This window comes from Endozoicomonas sp. G2_2, from assembly GCF_017744135.1.
Taxonomy (GTDB): Bacteria; Pseudomonadota; Gammaproteobacteria; order Nevskiales; family Salinisphaeraceae; genus Salinisphaera.
In genome coordinates this window covers 1-1,305 of the sequence record NZ_JAGHQU010000030.1, presented here as the reverse complement: position 1 = coordinate 1,305, position 1,305 = coordinate 1, and the positions used below count along the sequence as shown (strand labels likewise).

The 1,305-nt window shown below is 61.7% G+C and carries 1 protein-coding gene; it reads right to left on the bottom strand.

Features of this window, described 5'->3' with window-relative positions; genetic code table 11:
• Positions 1–3: 3 nt before the first annotated feature.
• A complete protein-coding gene (locus J7355_RS17575; protein WP_209065056.1) occupies positions 4–1,209 on the bottom strand; it encodes an ISL3 family transposase in 1,206 nt (401 codons plus the stop codon).
• Positions 1,210–1,305: the final 96 nt, after the last annotated feature.

The following is a 1,305-nucleotide window of genomic DNA, read 5'->3' as shown; positions in this document are numbered from 1 at the left end:
GGTTCATCGCACTTTACCGGGAAACGCGGCTTTGATTTTGAGGAAGAAGTAGTCGGCGTTACGAAAGCCATAGGCTTGGCGTTTGATGACTTTAATGCGGTTGTTCATGCCTTCGAGCACGCTGGTATTCATCGGGTGCACCGCACTGGCGATGATGCCTTCAACGTAAGCTGACAGGCGTTTGGCAAACTGCTGCAAGGGCGCGATGCCCGACGCCATGGCCATGGCGTACCACTGAGCCCAACGGGCTCGGGCTGCTTTTATGCTCGGCGCAAACCATAGCTCCTTAAGCTGAGCCTTGAGCACATAGGCCGTCATCAGCGGGACATTGGCCGCCAGTAGTTCGTCGAGCGCGCTGGCCTGGTCGGGCTTGAGATTGTCGCGGTTACGCAGCAGCAGCCAGCGGCTGCGCTTGACCACGCGCCGTGCCGGCGCGTCGTGGCGCAGGGCATTGGCCTGATCCACCCGCACGCGATCGACAACCTCGCGGCCATACTTGGCGATGACGTGGAACAGGTCGTAGACGACAAGTGCATTGGGGCAGTGCGCGCGGACTTCGAGATCGAAGGCCGTATTCATATCCATGGCGACCGCCTCGATCTGTGGGCAGGCATCGCCGAGCCACTCGAAGAATGGCTGGATGGCTTCTCGGGAGCGTCCTTCGCCAATCCACAGCACCTGCTGTGTGTCAGCACAGGCCACGACCGTGGCATAGCGATGGCCCTTGTACAGGGCAAATTCGTCCATCATCAGTCGACGCAGCCGGGATCGGTCCGGCGCCACCACGACGCGGCGCAAGCGTGCATGGTCAATCGCTCGAACCGTGTGCCAGTGCAGGCCCAGTAGGGCCGCGACCTGGCCGATCGGCCACAGCCGCGTCATCGCTTCGACATAGGACACCATCGCCGCGGTCATACGACGGCGTCCGGCCAGCCACGGGATCGATTCGGTGCGGATGCCGCAATCGACACAGCGCACGCGTCGAACCGGCACCTGGAGCCAGACCCGACGATCAAACAGATCACGCTCGCGCACCCGTCGCAGGCTCACATCGTGTATGGCCAGCGTACGTTGCCCGCAGCCACTACAGCACGGGGCGATCGTGGGCATCGGCGCCAGCCGCAGGGTCAGCGCGTTATCCGTTGCCGACTCAATATGCGCCAGTGAAAAGCCTTCCCAGAACAGGGAAAGCAGATTAGCCTCGGGCATGGCGGTGGCCTTTCTTGGTTGCCTGGAATGCGTGGTAGCAATCCAAGCTTAAGCCATGCGGTCACCGCCGCCTTTCACGCTTATCTGCGAAGAACC

Excerpts from the sequence above, each read along its gene's own strand:
- J7355_RS17575 (WP_209065056.1), bottom strand. The coding sequence starts at position 1,209 with ATGCCCGAGGCTAATCTGCTTTCCCTGTTCTGGGAAGGCTTTTCACTG.